We start from the raw sequence: 15,655 nt of genomic DNA on the forward strand, positions 1-15,655 counted from the left end.
TGACAGGGGGTCCGATATGCGCAGTTTCGTCCACGCCGCCGTCCTGGCGGCCGGTCTGGTGGCGGCGTTGCCCGCCGCTGGCCAGGAGCGCCTGGTGCCGCGCTCCGAGTTCTTCTTCGAGGCCGATGCGGGCACCACGCGGCCGATCACCGCCGAGCGGGGCAGCGGTGATGCCGTGATCGAACGGCTGGGCAAGACGATCGCACGCAGTCCCCGCAATGCCGAGGCGGTCGCGCACCTGGCCCACATCGCGATGGAGGCCGGCCGCCCGGAGCTGGGGCGCGAGCTGTATGGGCGCGCCCTGGGACTGGTGGGCTCGAGCCACGCGCTGTACCGCCCGCTGCGCTGGAACTACGGCTGGGACCTGTACCGGACCGGGGATGCAGGCGGCGCGCTGGAGCAGTGGCAGGCACTCGTGGCCGACCGGGGCGTCACTGCAGTCTGGATGCCGCCCACGTTCGCCCTGGTGATGTGGACGCTGGACCGCCGCGAGGAGGCGGTCCAGTGGTATGCAGCCGCCGTGCGCAGCGAGCCGGCCCTGTGGACCACCACGGAGCGCCATGCCGAACTGCTGCCGGAGTGGCGCCCGGGCGAGATCGCGATCCTCGGCGAGGTCCAGCAGGCCTGGCAGCAGGATCCGCCGGAGTGGCCCTGACCACGGCCTGAGGGACCCGGCGAGTGTACCCTCCGGAGTGGATGCCCGGGCGGCGCCGGGCCAGCCTCGGAGGTGCGATGAAGACGGTGCTGGTGGCCAGTTCCAAGGGAGGCGTGGGCAAGACCACGATCGCCACCCATCTCGCGGCGCATTCGGCGCTGCAGGGGCACGATACGGTCCTGCTCGACGCCGACCCGCAGGGCTCGTCCACCCAGTGGGCGCGCAAGCGGGCCGACATGGACAGCGCGGTGCTGCCGGTGGACGGCAGCCGCGGACGTTGGCAGCAGCGGATCCCCGCGGACACCGGTGCGCTCTTCATCGACGCGCCCGCCGGAGCGATGGCACGCCACCTGGAGCCGTTCCTGGAGCGTGCCGACGCAATGGTGGTGCCGGTCACGCCGTCCGCGCTGGACGTGGAGGCGACCGTCCCGTTCCTGGATTCGGTCGCGGAGCATCCCCGGGTGCGCCGCGGCGAGCTGCGGGTCGGGCTGGTCGCCAACCGCCTGCGGCCCTGGACGGTGAACTCGCAATCCACCGTCGAGTTGCTGGAGCAGTGGCCCTACCCGCTCGCCGGCCAGATCCGCGACAGCCAGGCGTACGTGCTGCTGTGTGGCCTCGGCCGGACTCTGTTCGACTACCATTCCAGCAACGTGCGCGAACACCAGGCGGACTGGATGCCACTGCTCAGGTGGCTGGGCCGCTGACCCGCACCGCGCCGAGCCAGGTACCCCGCCATGCGTGAACTGATCCTGCTGCGACATGCCCATGCCGAGATCGCCTCCATGGGGCAGGCCGATCTCGACCGTCCGCTGTCGGCCCAGGGCCTGGCCGAGGCGGAGGCCGCCGGGAGCTGGCTGAAGTCGCAGAACCTCGTCCCCGACTGCGTGCTGTGTTCGCCGGCACGCAGGACCCGCGAGACGCTGGAAGCGGTGCTTGGCGTCGTGGGCTACGTGGAGCAGCGCGTGGAGGACGCCATCTACGAAGCCACGCCGGGTGCGCTGATCGCGCTCGCCGACGCCATGCCCGAAAGCGAGCGCCTGATGCTGGTGGGGCACAACCCGGGGTTGGAGCAGCTGGCGGCGCTGCTGCACAGCGGGCAGACCGGCGAGTACCGCGGCATGCCGCCCGGCGGAGTGGCGGTGCTGGCGCTGCCGTCCGGGCGCGCGCTGGAACCGGGCATCGCGCGCCTGAGCGCCTTCTGGTGGCCGTGACGGCCGCGGGCCCGGACTCCCCGTCGTCCCCCTCGCGCGCCGCCCGGCGCAGGCAACGCACCGGTCCGGCGACGGTGCTGGCGGTGCTCGTCCTGCACCTCGCGGGCGGGAGCGCGCCCGCCACCGCCGGCGGCGGGCCGCTGGAACCGGAGGTGGTCGCCCTGGACGCAGAAGCCAGCCGCGCCGTGTTCCACGTGCGCACCCGCTGGGGGCAGCGGATCGCCGGGCGCCTGCCGGCGCTTGGCGGTGAACGCCGGATCCTGGCCGACGGCCGGCACCAGGTCCGGATCGCGCTGGACGCGGCGGGGGTCGAACTCGGGGGCGCGGGACGGCTGGAGGAGATCGCGCGCAGCGACCGCTTCTTCGACGCCGATGCGCACCCGCAGATCGTGTTCCTGTCCGATCCCTATCCCGCCTCCGTGGTCGAGCACGGAGGCCAGGTCCATGGCTGGCTGGAGATGCGCGGCGTACGCCGCCCGGAAAGCTTCACGCTGGAGCCCGCGTCCTGTCCCGAGCCGGGGACCGCATGCCCGGTCATCGCGCACGGCAGCGTCGACCGCGGTGACTACGGAATGGACGCGATGCGCGTGGCGCTCACCGGCAGCGTCCACTTCGACCTGCGCCTGTGGCTGGAGCCAATGCCGTGATGCGGGCGTGGCTGTTGCGCCTGGTGCCGCTGTTGCTGCTGGGCCTCGCCGGATGCGCGACACTGGCGCCGCAGCAGCTGGAGCGCAGCGCCTCGATTGCCGCGGCCGCGCGCGACACCGACGTGGACTGCGACCGCCAGGATGCCTGCGCGGCGCCCTCGCCGTTGCGCCGGATGGCCGCGGAGGTGCTGGCCGCTTCGACCCCCGCCGCGCCGCGCCACCGCGCGCTGATCCTCGACGAGGGCACGGACGCGCTGATGGCCCGGATCAACCTGATCCGCAGCGCGACCACCAGCTTGGACGTGCAGACCTACATCTTCGACGAGGACGACGCCGGCCGGCTGGTGCTCGACGAGCTGATCGCCGCGGCGCGGCGCGGGGTACGCGTACGGCTGCTCATGGACCAGCTGTCCGCGCTGCGCCGCGCCGAAACGCTGGCCGCGCTCGCCGGGCTGCATGCCAACCTGCAGCTGCGCATCTACAACCCGATGCTCGATCGCGCGCGCATCAGTTACCCGCAGTACGTGCTTGCCGCCGCCTGCTGCTGGCGCAGGCTCAACCAGCGCATGCACAACAAGCTGTTCCTGGTCGACGGCGCGATCGCGATCACCGGCGGCCGCAACTACCAGGACGCGTATTACGACTGGGATCCGGAGTACAACTTCCGCGACCGCGACGTGCTGCTGGCCGGCCCGGTGGTGCGGGAGATGTCGGCCGACTTCCAGGCGTTCTGGGACAACCCGCGGGCGGTCGCGCCGGAGCGGCTGACCGATGTCGGCCGGGTGCTGCTCGACCGTGGCGTCCCGGAGCTGGTGCCGCACGATTTACAGTGGCCGGAGCGCGCACAGGCGATGCGCGAGCTCGCCGGCGACCCGGAACAGGTCCGCGTGCGCCTGGTCGAGCCGTCGATGGAGGTCGACGAGGTCCACTACGTCTCCGACGGCCCGGACAAGCACCGCGCCGAGGAGCCTGCCGGCGCGGTGGCGTCGCGCTCGCTCGGGCGGCTGATCCAGTCGGCCGACCACCGGGTGATGATCCAGACGCCATACCTGGTGCTGTCCGACCCGGCACAGGAACTGTTCCGGCGGCTGCACCACTCCGGCGACGGGCCGCGGATCATCATTTCCACGAACTCCCTGGCCGCGACCGACGCGTTCATCGCCTACGCGCTGTCGTTCAAGTACAAGCGGCGTTTCCTGCGCGAATTCGGGTTCCACATCTACGAGTACAAGCCGTTTCCGGCAGACGCTCCGGTGGACCTGGCCGCCACCGGGGCCAGGCTGCCGCCGGGGGGCGACGAGCCGCCCGCCAACGAGGTCCCGGTTTCCGCGCCGTCGGTGGAGGAACTGCGGGCGCAGCGGCGCAAGGCCCGGCGCGAGCAGCACGGGAGCGTGGTGCGCAGGCCCTTCTACCGCCGGCCGCTGGCCGCCGAGTACGGTGCGACCCGCTTCGCCACGCGGGCCGCCAACGAGCCGGTACCCCTGCGGCGCGCGGGCGTGCGGGTCGGACTGCATGCCAAGTCGCTGGTGATCGACGACCGGATCGGGGTGATCGGAACCCACAACTTCGACCCGCGCGGCGACAACTACAACACCGAGAGCATGGTGGTCATCGTCGATGACGACTTCGCCGCCGCCCTGGCCGCCAGCATCGGCCGCGACATCGCCCCGGAGAACTCCTGGGTGATCGCCCCGCGCAACCCGCCCATCCTCTCGGGGCTGGAGTACTCGCTGTCCAAGGTGTCCGAGCACCTGCCGGTGTTCGACCTGTGGCCCACGCGCTACGCCACCAGCTACGAGTTCGTGCCGGGCCCGGAGTGCACCGGGCCGCTGCCCCCGGACCACCCGCGCTTCCGCGAGTGCTACCGCTCGGTCGGGGACTTCCCGGAGGTCAATCCGGCCCTCAAGGGGCTGCCGACGCGGCTGTTCACCGCCTTCGGGGCAGGGCTGGCTCCGATCCTGTGACGTAAATCACATTCCTGAGGTCGCGCTGAACGCGTGACTTCCGGCCTATGGTGCCTGCGATTAGGTGTTGTAGTCTACCAACACACCACAGCACCGACACGGTCGGAACCAGGAGCACTACGATGAACGTCCAGTACACCACCGCCGCCACCCGCAACTTCCAGAGCGCGGCCGCCGCCCGCCACATGAACGTTGATACCGGCACCTACCGCGCCGGCGAGCGCGAGCAGGGCCGTGGCTACGGCCGCAGCGTTGGCTACGCCGCCCCGCGCCCGTACGCGAGCCAGTCCGGCAGCGGGTCCCTGTTCAGGGTCCGGTGAGCCTCCCGCCCCCTATTCAGGTACAATAATGCTCGTGTTTTCAACAACTTGCATGAAAGGAGAAGTCAAAATCGAAAGCCAGGTTTTCCAGCGCGTCCCGTCCACCCCGTCCCACCCCTCCGCTCCGCACCAGGGGCTTGCCGTCCGCGACCATGGCGCGACGGTGCAGGGGACCCGCCGCCGCACCCTGGGACAGGGCTACCTGCGTGGCTACGCAGCAGGCGCGGGCATGCCGGGCGCGCACCGGGCGCCGCGTTTCCGGGTCCGTTGACCCGCGCTAAGGTGGCCGGCATGGCCATCGCAACCGCTACGTCGCGCGGGTTCCCCACGCCGCCCGACCTTGAACAGCTCAACCTCCTCTCGCGGGGCACCGCGATCGAGGCCCTCGGCATCGTCTTCACCGCCGCCGGCGACGACTGGCTGCAGGCGACCATGCCGGTCGATGCACGCACCCGGCAGCCCTACGGCCTCCTGCATGGCGGCGCCTCGGTGCTGCTCGCTGAGACCCTGGGCAGCAGCGCAGGCAACCTGTGCGTGGCCGAAGGGCAGGTCTGCGTAGGCGTGGAGATCAACGCCAACCACCTGCGCGCCGTGCGCAGCGGACGGGTGACCGGGACGACCCGGCCGCTCCACGTCGGTGGCCGCACCCAGGTGTGGGAGATCCACATAGAGGACGAGCGCGGTCGGCTGTGCTGCGTGTCGCGCCTGACCCTCGCGGTCGTCGCCGCCGACGCCGGCTGAGCGTTCCGGCGACCGGCCGCGCTGGTACTCTTCGCAGTACATGAACGCGCCGACCCACGCTGGCGCCACGGCGCGCCCGTCGCCGCTGGCGCGTACCGTCCGCTACCTCTACCGGGTGCCGATGCTGCTGTGGCACCTGCTGGTCGACCTGCCGGTCGTGCTGCTGCTGATCACCCCGCCCACGCGCCACCTGCGCTGGAACGGGGAACCCTTCCACGACCGCATGGTGCGCGCCTGGGCCGCGGGCCTGCTGCGGGTGTTCGGCATGCGCGGACTGCGGGTGGGCGAGCCGCTTCCCGGCGGGGTGATGTTCGTGGCCAACCACGTGAGCTGGCTGGACATCATCGCCCTGCACAGCCAGCGCATGATGGGTTTCGTCGCCAAGCGCGAGATCCGCGGCTGGCCACTCGTGGGCTGGATGGCCGAGCGCGGCCAGACCATTTTCCATGCCCGCGGCGACACCGAGTCGCTGGGGGGCGTGCTGCGCGAGATGCTGGCGCGGCTGCGCAGCGGCCGTGCCGTGGGCGTGTTCCCGGAGGGCGGCACCCGCGCCGGCGACCGGGTCGGCCCGTTCCACGCGCGCATCTTCCTGGCAGCCGTCGAGGCGGGTGCCGCGGTCCAGCCGGTGGCGCTGCGCTATGGCGCCGGGGGCCGCGACCAGCAGCGCGTCGCCTTCGGCAGGCGCGAGAACTTCCTGTCCAACTTCCTGCGGCTGCTCGGTGAGCCGGGGCGCGAGGTCGAGGTGCACTTCCTCGAGCCGATCGCACCGGGTGCGGCGGAAGGGCGGCGGCGCATCGCCGAACTGGCGCGCAGCCGCATCGTCGAGGTGATGGAGAACTGAGGGCGCCGGGTGCTGAGGGCCTCCGACTTCCATCCGCCGCGCTGGCTGCGGAACCGGCACCTGCAGACCGTGCTCGGCAGTGCCGCCGTCCGCGGCCGCCGTGGCGCCAGGCTGCTGGCCGCCGCCGCGGCGCACACCCGGGAACTGCTCCTGGACGGTGGCGACGGGGTCCGGCTGCTGGGCCTGCACAGCGTCCCGGCGGGCCGCGGCGCGCGCGGCGTGGTCCTCCTGCTACACGGCTGGGAGGGCAGCGCGGACTCCACCTACATGCGCCTGGCCGCGGCCCGGCTGCTGGACGATGGTTTCGAGGTGGTGCGCCTGAACTTCCGCGACCACGGGCAGACCCACCACCTCAACGAGGGCCTGTTCCATTCCAACCTGATCGACGAGGTCGTGCACGCCGCCGTGGACCTGGCCGCGAGGCTCGGCACCGGTCCGCTGGCGGTGGGTGGCTATTCGCTGGGCGGCAACTTCGCCCTCCGGCTGGCACTGCGCGCACCGGCGGTAGGGCTGGCGCTATCGCAGGTCGCGGTCGTGTGCCCGCTGCTGGATCCGGCGCGGACCATGCTGGCCATGGAGCAGGGCTTCCCCGCCTACCTGCGGCACTTCGAGGCCCGCTGGCGGGCTTCGCTGCGGCGCAAGCGCGAGCTGTATCCGGAGCTGTACGACTTCGGCGACGACGTGCTCGCCCTTCGGATGCGCCCGCTCACGCAGTGGATGGTCGAGCGCAACACGGACTTCGGCACCCTCGAGCGCTACTTCGACGGCTACTCGGTGGCCGGCGACCGGCTGGCGGCGCTGCAGGTGCCGGCCAGCATCCTGACCGCCGCCGACGACCCGGTGATCCCGGTCGAGGATTTCCTCGAGGCGCGCCTGCCGGCGTCGGCCTGCCTGGAGATCTCCCGGTGGGGCGGGCACTGCGGCTTCGTGGAGGACGCGGCGCTCAACGGCTTCGGGGAGCGCTGGCTGGCGGAGAGGCTTTCCCGGCCAGCGCCGGGCCGGGGCTGACGGCTACAATCGCCGGCCAGCCGTGATCCAGGGGAACCCATGTACGACAACATCACCGATGCCCTGCGCCGTGGCGCCGCAGACGAGGCAATGGCGCTCGCCCGGGAAGCGGTCGCGCAACAGCCGGAGGATGCCCAGGCATACCGCATGCTGGCCGCCGCGCAACGCCTCGCCGGCGAGGTGGACGCATCGCTGGAGACGATCGACAGGGCGATCGAGCTGGACCCGGAGAACGCCGACCTGCACCTGGAGCGCGCCGGGGCGCTGCTGCGCACCCGCAGGCTCGACCAGGCCGAGCAGGCCCTGGCCCAGAGCTCCGGCCTGGATCCGAACCTCTTTCCTGCCTACACCCTGCAGGCGCAGCTGGCCCTCGGTCGTGGCGACTTCGAGGAAGCACAGCGGCTGACGCGTACCGCCGGGCGCATCCATCCCGACCACCCGCACGTGGCGGCGCTGGAAGGGACGCTGGCGCTGCGCCGGGGCGATGCCGAGCGCGCGATGGGGATCCTCAGCGAGGCGAACCGCCGCTACCCGGGTGAGCCGGTGTTGCAGCACGCGCTCGGCTTCGCCTACTTCACCGCGGGCCACTTCGCCTTCGCGGAGCAGGCGTTCCGGCAACTGCGCGAAACGCAGGCCGACTCGCTGTCGATCCGCATCCTGCTGGCCCAGCTCATGGCCCGGCAGGGGCGCCCGGGCGATGCGCTCGACGAGCTTGGGCCGATGCTCGAGCGACCGGGTTCCGGCCCGGCCCTGCAGCGGCTGGCCGGGGAGCTGGCCCTGGGCGCGGGGCGCAACGCGGAAGCGCGCGAGCTCCTCCTCCGCGCGCTTCACGCGGAGCCCGGCGACCGGCGCACGTTGTCGGCGATGCTGGAGGCGTGGCGGCGCCTGGACGCCTCCGACGAGGCCCGGAAGACCCTCGACGACCTGCTCGCCGGGCACCCCCGGCAGCTTGACCTGTGGCAGGCGCGACTGGCGATCGAAGCCTTCGCCGGGCCGGAAGCGCGCGAAATCGTCCAGCGCTGGCGCGAGGCCGATCCGGAGTCCGTGCCGGCACTCATGGCCGCGATCACGATCCACGACGCGCATGGCGAGCGCGAGGACGCTGCGGCCCTGGCGCGCCAGGTGAACGAGCTCGACCCCAATTTCATGCCCGCGCAGACGCGGACGCTGGAAGCCCTGCTCGATACCGACCCGGCCGCCGCCGTGGCCCACGCGGAATCCCTGGTCGAGGCTGCGGCCAACGACCAGGACAAACGCGATCGCCGCCGCATGCTCGGTCGCACGTTCGACCTGGTGGGCGACTACGGCGCCGCCGCCACGACGTGGGCGGGCCTGCACGCGGACGTCGCGGGCACGAGGTTCCCGCTTCCGCCGCGGGGCAAGGGCGGGGCCGAGCTGCCGGCCCTGGCACCCCGCCCCGCGGGCGCCCCGCTCACGGCGTTCCTGTGGGGAGCGCCGGGCAGTCTGTATGAGCGTTTCGCCACCACGCTCGCCCTGGTGGGCGCGCCGCTGAAGGCGGATCGCTTCGGTGCGACGCCGCCGGCCGACCTGTTCCAGCGCTTCCGGACCCCGGAGGACCTGGAGTCGGGGCAGGTGGCGCCCGCCGCCGCGGCGCAGGAGTGGCGCGAGGCGCTGCCGGCGCGGGGTGTCCGTCCGGGCGGACCCCTGATCGACCTGTTGCTGTGGTGGGACAACTCGATGTTGCACGTGCTGCGCCCGCACGTGCCGGAGGGCGTGTTGCTGGTCGCACTGCGCGACCCGCGCGACATGCTCCTCGACTGGCTCGCCTGGGGGACGGCGGCTCCCTACGCGCTGCCGGACGCGGAGCAGGCCGCGCAGTGGCTCTCGGGGCTGCTCGAACAGGTGGCCGAGTTGCACGAAGGCGATCTGTACCCGCACCGCCTGCTGCGCCTGGACGGGATCGAGGATGACCCGGAGGCGATCGCCTCGCTGCTCTCCCAGGCGCTGGATGTCCGCGTCGGCGCGGTGCCGCCGGAGCGCCTGGGCGGGCGCCGCCTCGCCTCCGGGCATTGGCGCAACTATTCCCGGGCACTGGCGCCTGCCTTCGCCGTCCTCGGCCCGGTCGCGCAGCGCCTCGGGTACCCGGAAGCCTGACCGGCACCTCCGGGTGCCGGCTCTGGCAGACTCGGGCCGGTACCAATCCTGGGAGCAGCCATGCAGATCCGCAGCGACAGTTTCAGCAACGGCAGCCCGATCCCGGCCCATTTCTGCGCAGGGCAGCGCAGCGACGGGCAGGTCGGCTTCGGGCCCAACCGCAACCCGCACCTCGCCTGGAGCGGCGCACCGCAGGGCACGCGTTCCTTCGCCCTGCTGTGCCTGGACCCGGATGCGCCGACCCGGCCCGAGCTGGCCGGCAAGGAAGGCGTGCAGATCCCGACCGACCTGCCGCGTACCCACTTCTGCCACTGGGCCGTGGCCGGTATTCCGGTCGGCGTGCAGGAGATCGCCGAGGGCGCCTTCAGCGACGGGGTCACTCCCGGCGGCAAGCCGCGCGCGGAGGGTCCGGGCGGGAGCCGCCAGGGCCTCAACGACTTCACTGGCTGGTTCGCAGGCGACCCGGATCTGGCCGGCGACTGGTGGGGATACGACGGCCCGTTCCCGCCGCCCAACGACCTGCTGGTGCACCGCTACTTCTTCCGGGTGTTCGCGCTGGACACCGACGCGCTGGAGCTGCCCGATCGCTTCACCGGCGCCGACCTGCTGCGCGCGATGCACGGCCATGTCCTCGCCGAGGCCATGGTGCACGGCACCTACACGCTCAATCCTGAGGCCGCGCCGCTGCCCTGACCGGGCGCGGCGGAAGCGCCCCCCACCCCCACCCCCTCCCGCGCGCGGGAGAGGGGGCTCACTCGCCGATCGGCAGCCAAGCCAGCAGGACCACGCCGAGCACGATGCGGTAGATCGCGAACGGCGTGTAGTCGTGCTTCTTGATGTAGCCCAGCAGCCAGCGCACGGCGATGAAGCCGGTGGCGCTGGCGGCGGCGAAGGCCAGCGCCAGCTCGCCCCAGGCCTCGCCGCCGGTGCCGGAGGCCAGCAGGTGCTCGACCAGCGCGAAGCCGCTGGCGGCGAACATGGTCGGGATGCCGACCAGGAACACGAACTCGGTCGATGCAGAGCGGTTGCTGCCGAGGATCATCGCCAGGAAGATCGCCGAGGCCGAGCGCGAGGTGCCGGGGAACACGCCGGCGACCACCTGCGCCAGGCCGACCAGCACCGCGATCGTCCAGGTGATGTGCGCCGAGCCGGGCCGCCGGCGCGCGATGCGCTCGGCGAGGATCATCCACACCCCGCCCAGGATCAGCGCCCAGGCGATCGGCGACACGGTCTCCGGCAGCTCCCATCCCGCCAGTCGGACCGGCAGCCCCACCGCCGCAGTGACCAGGAACGCCACCGCCAGCTTGGCCAGGTAGTCGCGGTTGTCGCGCTGGTCCAGCCCGGTCGCCAGCGACCACAGCCGCTGCCGGAACACCAGCGTGATCGCCAGGATCGCCCCGGCCTGGATGACGATGTTGAACAGGTCCGAGCGCGCGCCCAGCCAGTGCTGCGCGATCAGCAGGTGGCCGGTGCTGGAGACCGGGAGGAATTCGGTCAGGCCCTCGAGGATGCCGAGCAGCAGCGCGGCCAGGAAATCGGGCATGGGTCAGGGAACCAGGAAGAAGGGGTGGCGCCGGGCCGCGGCCGGCCGCCGGATCGCTGCGCAGGATAGCAGCGCGCCCGTGCGCCATACCGGTGCAGGGTGGCTGCGGCTGCACCGACATGGCGCAAGCAGGAGCCGGGGCAGCCCAGGCGCGGAGGGCGCCAGCGGCGGGCCGGTGCGGGCGCAGGCGTTGCCCCACGGCCACTTCGCGCCCTAGGCCGCGGACACGTCCCGCCTGCACCCCCGCTGGCACACTGCATGCAATGCCCTTACGGGAACCCCGCCCAAGCCACGGCCCAACGCACATGTCCATCGAAAACATCACCCGCCTGATCAACGACCACCGCATCGAGTTCATCGACCTGCGCTTCACCGACATGCGCGGGGTATGGCACCACGTCACCTTCCCGGCCTCGATCGCCGACGACGCGCTGCTGGAGGACGGGCGCATGTTCGACGGCTCGTCGATCGCCGGGTGGAAGGGCATCCAGAACTCCGACATGGTCCTGCTGCCCGACCCGGAGAGCGCCTTCGTCGACCCGTTCACCGCCGACCCGACGCTGGTGGTGTCCTGCGACATCCTGGATCCGCAGACCATGCAGGCCTACACCCGCGACCCGCGCGGCATCGCCCGGCGCGCCGAGGCCTTCCTCAAGTCCAGCGGCATCGCCGACCAGGCCTTCTTCGGCCCGGAGCCGGAGTTCTTCATCTTCGATTCGGTGCGCTACGCCAACGACATGGGGCACACCTTCTTCCACGTGGACTCCGAGGAGGCGGCCTGGAACTCCGGCCGCGAGTACGAGGGCGGCAACACCGGCTACCGGCCCGGGGTGAAGGGCGGTTACTTCCCGGTCGCGCCGTTCGACCAGCTCCACGACATCCGCGCCGAGATGTGCAAGGTGCTGACCTCGCTCGGCATCGAGGTCGAGGTCCACCACCACGAGGTTGCCAACGCCGGCCAGTGCGAGATCGGCGCCCGCTTCAACACGCTGGTGCGCAAGGCCGACGAGCTGCAGATGCTCAAGTACGTGGTCAAGAACGTCGCCCACCGCAACGGCAAGACCGCGACCTTCATGCCCAAGCCGATCGTCGGCGACAACGGCAGCGGCATGCACGTGCACCAGAGCCTGGCCAAGGGCGGGCAGAACCTGTTCACCGGCGACGGTTACGGCGGGCTGAGCCAGACCGCGCTGTGGTACATCGGCGGCATCTTCAAGCACGCCCGCGCCATCAACGCCTTCGCCAACGCCGGCACCAACAGCTACAAGCGCCTGGTCCCCGGCTTCGAGGCGCCGGTGATGCTGGCCTACTCGGCGTCCAACCGCTCCGCCTCCTGCCGCATCCCGTACGTCACCAACCCCAAGGCACGCCGCGTCGAGATGCGCTTCCCGGACCCGATCCAGTCCGGCTACCTGACCTTCGCCGCGCTGCTGATGGCCGGCCTGGACGGCATCCGCAACCAGATCGACCCCGGCGCCCCGAGCGACAAGGACCTCTACGACCTGCCGCCGGAGGAAGAGAAGGGCATTCCCACCGTCTGCGCCTCCCTCGACCAGGCGCTGGAGGCCCTCGACGGCGACCGCGAGTTCCTCAAGGCCGGCGGGGTGTTCACCGACGACTTCATCGATGCCTACATCGGGCTGAAGATGAAGGAGGTCACCGCCTTCCGTGCGGCGACGCATCCGCTCGAGTACCAGATGTACTACGCGATCTAGGGCGTCGGCTCCGGGGGGAGCGGGCTGAGGGGCGGGTGCTTGCCGCCCGGTTCGGTCGCGCCATCCATGGCGCGACTCACCGGCCGCAGGCCCCGCTACGCGGGTCCGGCCCGGCGCAGCGCGCCGGGCGTTCGGCCGGGCGCGCGGCAGTGCCGCGCAAGCAGCCCGGCCTCACCCATGGCCTGCTTCGGCAACACCCGCCCCTCATCCCGCCCCCGCGGTTGGTTTGTGTTGGCACAAGAAGAAGCAAACAGCGGGTGCCCGGTGCTCCGCCGTGCGCCTAGGCGAAGCGGCACATCAGTCGATGGAGTCTCGCCTGAAGTGGGAGCGTGTTTGATGTGCTGAGTATTCGCCCACTCATCTCACCCAAGTTGCAGGGGAAGGTGCCCCTTGTTGAGAGTGCCGCGTCATTGAAACGCCGGTGCGGCGTCGGGGTGGGGTGTTGCCGGAGTGGGCCATGGATGGCCCACGCCCGGTGAGTCGGCCCATGGATGGGCCGACCGAACCGGCCGGCAAGCACCCCACCACGGCGACGCTCCCCCCGAAGCCCGGACACCCTCCCCACCGCGCCTTCACCTCCTCCACGCCCCCGCGCATTCATGCTTTGTTCCTTCCCGCGCAGGAGGCGAACCCATATGGAGCAGACGATCCGACCGCCGCGGGGCCGCCTCGCGGTCCTGATGCCCGGCCTGGGCGCCGTCGCCACCACCCTCATCGCAGGTGTCGCCGCGGTGCGCCGGCAACTGGCCGAGCCGGTCGGCTCGCTGACCCAGATGGGGCGCATGCCCGGTGAGGACGGGTCGCCGGTGCGGATCGCGGACGTGGTGCCGCTGGCGACCCTGGACGAGCTGGTGTTCGGCGGCTGGGACGTTTATCCCGACAACGTGTACGAGGCCGCGCGCAAGGCCGCGGTGCTGGAGCCGGCGCAGCTGCAGGCGCTGCGCCCGGAACTGGAGCGCATCCGCCCGATGGAGGCGGTGTTCGATCCGGCCTACGTCCCCAACCTGCACGGCAGCCACGTCAAGGACGTGCGCGGCAAGGCCGCGCAGGCGCGCGCGCTGATGGACGACATCCGCGGGTTCATGCAGGCCAATGGCTGCGAGCGGGCGGTCATGGTCTGGTGTGCCTCGACCGAGGTGTACACGCAGCCCTCAATGGTCCATCAGGACCTCGACGCCTTCGAGGAGGGGCTGGAGAACGACGACCCGGCGATCGCGCCTTCGATGATCTACGCCTACGCAGCGATCCGCTGCGGGGTGCCGTTTGCCAACGGCGCGCCCAACCTGGCCTGCGACGTGCCCGCGCTGGTGCAGCTGGCGAAGCGCTGCGGCGTGCCGATCGCCGGCAAGGACTTCAAGACCGGCCAGACGCTGATGAAGACGATCCTCGCGCCGGGGCTGCAGGCGCGCGCGCTGGGCATCAACGGCTGGTTCTCGTCGAACATCCTCGGCAACCGCGACGGCTACGTGCTCGACAACCCGGACAACTTCCGCACCAAGGAGGTCTCCAAGCTCGGGGTGCTCGAGGACATCCTGCGCCCGGACCTCAACCCGGACCTGTACGGCGACATGCACCACCAGGTGCGGATCAACTACTACCCGCCGCACGGGGACAACAAGGAAAGCTGGGACAACATCGACATCTTCGGCTGGCTCGGCTACCGCATGCAGATCAAGATCAACTTCCTCTGCCGCGACTCGATCCTGGCCGCGCCCATCGCGCTGGACCTCGCGTTGCTGTCGGACCTGGCCTCGCGCGCCGGCATGTCGGGCGTGCAGGAATGGCTGTCGTTCTACTTCAAGTCGCCGCAGGTGGAAGGCGGCGCGCGCCCCGAGCACGACGTGTTCCGCCAGCTGGCGAAGCTGCACGAAACCCTTCGCCGGATCGGCGCGCTTGAACCCGCCGACGAGGCCGGGAACGAGGCGCCGGCGGCCGCGCTTGCCGCCGCCGCGACCCACTGATCCGCTGGTCCAGCCCTTCCCTCGGAGTACCCCGGAACAACATGATCGAAGCCGTCACCTTCTGGAACGAAGCCAACAACAAATCGCATTGGGACATGGAGGTCGACCCGGAGTGGCGGCTCTATGCGGACATGGTGAAAGTGGCGGCGCAGGCGGTCAGGGCGCAGGCACCGCATGTCACCCGGGTGCTCGGCGGCATCTCGCCCATCGATCCCGCCTTCATCCGCCGCATGCACGAGTTCGGCGCGCTCGACGACCTCGACGCGGTGGGCGTGCACGGCTTCCCGCTGGACTGGAACCTGTGGCCGCTGGACTCCTGGCCCGAGAGGATCGCCGAGATCGAAGCAGTGACCCCGTTGCCGGTGTGGGTTCCGGAGGTCGGTGTCTCAAGCTTCGGCGCCGAGGAGGTCCAGGACTTCGGCCTGCGCCGCACCGCCTCGCTGCTGCTGGGCCGGGTGCCACGCATCCACTGGTACAGCCTGTACGACCTTCCGCAGGCGTGGGAGGCGACGACCCGGCACAAGGAAGCCGAGGGCTCGTCCTACTACCGCCATTTCCACATGGGCCTGCTGCGCGAGGACGGCACGCCGAAGATGGCGGCGCGCCAGTTCCATGAGTACACGCCGGAAATGGGCATCTGCCAGTGGTTCCACTTCGAGGACCACCGGCTCGACGACGCGGTCGGCTGGCTGCGCCGGCTGGGCGTGCGCAAGGTGCGCACGGGACTGAGCTGGGCCGACTGGCTGCGCCCGGATTCGGAGCGCTGGTTCGACCGCATGGTCTCCGCGCTGGACGAGTTCGAGGTGACCGCGACGTTCTGCTTCACCCCCGAGTGCGAGGGGATCCAGCCCCACCACACCAGCGCCCCACGCGAGCCGCAGCGTTTCGCCGACTTCTGCGTGGAGATGATGCGGCGCTACGCCTGAGCGGCAAA

At 71.3% G+C, this 15,655-nt stretch carries 16 protein-coding genes; 15 read left to right on the forward strand and 1 reads right to left on the reverse strand.

The genetic code is table 11. The features are described 5' to 3' along the window. Window positions 1-16 precede the first annotated feature (16 nt). The 12 genes from G545_RS0111220 (at window position 17) to G545_RS0111270 (ending at window position 10,195) form a co-directional block, all read left to right on the forward strand. A complete protein-coding gene (locus G545_RS0111220) occupies window positions 17-655 on the forward strand; it encodes a tetratricopeptide repeat protein (RefSeq protein ID WP_027070460.1) in 639 nt (212 codons plus the stop codon). Between the two features lie 77 nt (window positions 656-732). Then, a complete protein-coding gene (locus tag G545_RS0111225; RefSeq protein WP_027070461.1) occupies window positions 733-1,359 on the forward strand; it encodes a ParA family protein in 627 nt (208 codons plus the stop codon). A 30-nt stretch (window positions 1,360-1,389) separates the two neighbouring features. Further along, on the forward strand, window positions 1,390-1,866 hold the full coding sequence (locus tag G545_RS0111230) for a SixA phosphatase family protein (RefSeq protein ID WP_027070462.1): 477 nt from the start codon (window positions 1,390-1,392) through the stop codon (window positions 1,864-1,866). Beyond that, on the forward strand, window positions 1,857-2,513 hold the full coding sequence (locus tag G545_RS0111235) for a YceI family protein (RefSeq protein WP_052347323.1): 657 nt from the start codon (window positions 1,857-1,859) through the stop codon (window positions 2,511-2,513). The genes G545_RS0111230 and G545_RS0111235 overlap by 10 nt, the downstream gene beginning before the upstream one ends. Continuing rightward, window positions 2,513-4,477 (forward strand): phospholipase D-like domain-containing protein, encoded by a 1,965-nt coding sequence (locus G545_RS0111240; RefSeq protein ID WP_036138263.1) that lies wholly within the window; start codon window positions 2,513-2,515, stop codon window positions 4,475-4,477. Before G545_RS0111235 ends, G545_RS0111240 begins: the two co-directional genes overlap by 1 nt. 122 nt (window positions 4,478-4,599) lie before the next feature. Continuing rightward, complete coding sequence (locus G545_RS0111245) at window positions 4,600-4,797, forward strand: hypothetical protein (RefSeq protein WP_027070465.1); 198 nt, start codon at window positions 4,600-4,602, stop codon at window positions 4,795-4,797. A 52-nt stretch (window positions 4,798-4,849) separates the two neighbouring features. Further along, window positions 4,850-5,068 carry a hypothetical protein gene (locus tag G545_RS15680; RefSeq protein ID WP_154656584.1) on the forward strand — a complete coding sequence of 73 codons (219 nt, stop codon included), beginning with the start codon at window positions 4,850-4,852 and terminating at the stop codon, window positions 5,066-5,068. 20 nt (window positions 5,069-5,088) lie between these two features. Further along, entirely contained in the window at window positions 5,089-5,538 is a 450-nt protein-coding gene (locus tag G545_RS0111250) for a hotdog fold thioesterase (RefSeq protein WP_052106874.1), read from the forward strand. A gap of 40 nt (window positions 5,539-5,578) precedes the next feature. After that, window positions 5,579-6,379 (forward strand): lysophospholipid acyltransferase family protein, encoded by an 801-nt coding sequence (locus G545_RS0111255; RefSeq protein WP_027070467.1) that lies wholly within the window; start codon window positions 5,579-5,581, stop codon window positions 6,377-6,379. Between the two features lie 12 nt (window positions 6,380-6,391). Continuing rightward, a complete protein-coding gene (locus G545_RS0111260; RefSeq protein WP_027070468.1) occupies window positions 6,392-7,387 on the forward strand; it encodes a YheT family hydrolase in 996 nt (331 codons plus the stop codon). A gap of 39 nt (window positions 7,388-7,426) precedes the next feature. Then, window positions 7,427-9,502: a tetratricopeptide repeat protein gene (locus G545_RS0111265; protein ID WP_027070469.1), complete on the forward strand. Its 2,076-nt coding sequence runs from the start codon at window positions 7,427-7,429 to the stop codon at window positions 9,500-9,502. A 60-nt stretch (window positions 9,503-9,562) separates the two neighbouring features. After that, window positions 9,563-10,195 (forward strand): YbhB/YbcL family Raf kinase inhibitor-like protein, encoded by a 633-nt coding sequence (locus G545_RS0111270; protein WP_027070470.1) that lies wholly within the window; start codon window positions 9,563-9,565, stop codon window positions 10,193-10,195. Between the two features lie 58 nt (window positions 10,196-10,253). Here the strand turns inward: G545_RS0111270 and G545_RS0111275 are convergent, their stop codons facing one another. Beyond that, on the reverse strand, window positions 10,254-11,045 hold the full coding sequence (locus G545_RS0111275) for an undecaprenyl-diphosphate phosphatase (RefSeq protein ID WP_027070471.1): 792 nt from the start codon (window positions 11,043-11,045) through the stop codon (window positions 10,254-10,256). A gap of 305 nt (window positions 11,046-11,350) precedes the next feature. Here G545_RS0111275 and glnA point away from each other — a divergent pair, with 305 nt between their 5' ends. The 3 genes from glnA to G545_RS0111290 all read left to right on the forward strand — a co-directional run bounded on the left by glnA (window position 11,351) and on the right by G545_RS0111290 (window position 15,647). Next, entirely contained in the window at window positions 11,351-12,760 is a 1,410-nt protein-coding gene (gene glnA, locus G545_RS0111280; RefSeq protein WP_027070472.1) for a type I glutamate--ammonia ligase, read from the forward strand. Between the two features lie 635 nt (window positions 12,761-13,395). Beyond that, on the forward strand, window positions 13,396-14,721 hold the full coding sequence (locus tag G545_RS14565) for an inositol-3-phosphate synthase (protein ID WP_081677863.1): 1,326 nt from the start codon (window positions 13,396-13,398) through the stop codon (window positions 14,719-14,721). 41 nt (window positions 14,722-14,762) lie between these two features. Then, window positions 14,763-15,647, forward strand: coding sequence for a beta-xylosidase (locus G545_RS0111290; RefSeq protein WP_027070473.1), 885 nt, complete (start codon window positions 14,763-14,765; stop codon window positions 15,645-15,647). Window positions 15,648-15,655 lie beyond the last annotated feature (8 nt).

Origin of the sequence: Lysobacter defluvii IMMIB APB-9 = DSM 18482, from assembly GCF_000423325.1 — a bacterium.
Classification (GTDB): domain Bacteria; phylum Pseudomonadota; class Gammaproteobacteria; order Xanthomonadales; family Xanthomonadaceae; genus Novilysobacter; species Novilysobacter defluvii.

What these genes read in the sequence shown, in the direction of transcription:
- G545_RS0111220 (WP_027070460.1), top strand. Translation starts at nt 17, where the DNA reads ATGCGCAGTTTCGTCCACGCCGCCGTCCTGGCGGCCGGTCTGGTGGCG.
- G545_RS0111225 (WP_027070461.1), top strand. Translation starts at nt 733, where the DNA reads ATGAAGACGGTGCTGGTGGCCAGTTCCAAGGGAGGCGTGGGCAAGACC.
- G545_RS0111230 (WP_027070462.1), top strand. Translation starts at nt 1,390, where the DNA reads ATGCGTGAACTGATCCTGCTGCGACATGCCCATGCCGAGATCGCCTCC.
- G545_RS0111240 (WP_036138263.1), top strand. Translation starts at nt 2,513, where the DNA reads ATGCGGGCGTGGCTGTTGCGCCTGGTGCCGCTGTTGCTGCTGGGCCTC.
- G545_RS0111245 (WP_027070465.1), top strand. Translation starts at nt 4,600, where the DNA reads ATGAACGTCCAGTACACCACCGCCGCCACCCGCAACTTCCAGAGCGCG.
- G545_RS15680 (WP_154656584.1), top strand. Translation starts at nt 4,850, where the DNA reads ATGAAAGGAGAAGTCAAAATCGAAAGCCAGGTTTTCCAGCGCGTCCCG.
- G545_RS0111250 (WP_052106874.1), top strand. Translation starts at nt 5,089, where the DNA reads ATGGCCATCGCAACCGCTACGTCGCGCGGGTTCCCCACGCCGCCCGAC.
- G545_RS0111255 (WP_027070467.1), top strand. Translation starts at nt 5,579, where the DNA reads ATGAACGCGCCGACCCACGCTGGCGCCACGGCGCGCCCGTCGCCGCTG.
- G545_RS0111265 (WP_027070469.1), top strand. Translation starts at nt 7,427, where the DNA reads ATGTACGACAACATCACCGATGCCCTGCGCCGTGGCGCCGCAGACGAG.
- G545_RS0111270 (WP_027070470.1), top strand. Translation starts at nt 9,563, where the DNA reads ATGCAGATCCGCAGCGACAGTTTCAGCAACGGCAGCCCGATCCCGGCC.
- G545_RS0111275 (WP_027070471.1), bottom strand. Translation starts at nt 11,045, where the DNA reads ATGCCCGATTTCCTGGCCGCGCTGCTGCTCGGCATCCTCGAGGGCCTG.
- glnA (WP_027070472.1), top strand. Translation starts at nt 11,351, where the DNA reads ATGTCCATCGAAAACATCACCCGCCTGATCAACGACCACCGCATCGAG.
- G545_RS14565 (WP_081677863.1), top strand. Translation starts at nt 13,396, where the DNA reads ATGGAGCAGACGATCCGACCGCCGCGGGGCCGCCTCGCGGTCCTGATG.
- G545_RS0111290 (WP_027070473.1), top strand. Translation starts at nt 14,763, where the DNA reads ATGATCGAAGCCGTCACCTTCTGGAACGAAGCCAACAACAAATCGCAT.